The sequence below is a fragment of the Zoogloea sp. genome (assembly GCF_023150065.1).
Classification (GTDB): domain Bacteria; phylum Pseudomonadota; class Gammaproteobacteria; order Burkholderiales; family Rhodocyclaceae; genus Zoogloea.
The window spans coordinates 1-509 of record NZ_JAKLLN010000249.1 but is presented as its reverse complement, the minus strand read 5'-3'; the positions used below and the strand labels follow the sequence as shown (position 1 = coordinate 509).

Below are 509 nucleotides of genomic sequence, written 5' to 3'. Positions count from 1 at the left end.
CGCCCGCCGTGTGACCACGTTGTCGCGGCGCTCCAGCGTGGCTACTTTCCTCCGCGATCGGCTGACTGCCCCCCGGGGGCGCGAGCAGGGCGGCGAGGGTGGCGGCGGCGAATGCGAACCCGGGCACGTCGAGCTGCCAGTCGGTGAGGGCGAACGCGCCGTAGCCCGCCGCGGCGGCGAACGCCGCGCCATCGCGGCCGCGGCCGCGCCAGGCCAGCACGGCCGCGGCCGCCAGCACGGTGGCCGCGCCACGGCGGAGGGAGGACCGGAGGCGGCAATGGGTACGGCGGCGAAGATTCACGGCGTGACTCGCTGGGCTGCGTGATCCCTCAAACATACGCCATCCGGCGGGGCTTCGTCACCTCCGCCGCACTTTGTTGGCGCCCGGCGTGAGCGCGGCCGCCGGGATGCCCCCCGCTTCGATATAATCCGGGACTTTTAGTCGCAGTTTTTTGCCATGAGCGCCGATTCCAAGACCCAGCTTGCCGACCTCCTGCGTGCCGCGCTCC

General features: G+C 72.5%; 1 protein-coding gene. It reads right to left on the bottom strand.

Translation table 11 applies throughout. The features are described from left to right. Positions 1-301: hypothetical protein (locus tag L6Q67_RS24520; RefSeq protein ID WP_296576442.1), on the bottom strand; the 301-nt coding region annotated here is incomplete at its 3' end. Positions 302-509: the final 208 nt, after the last annotated feature.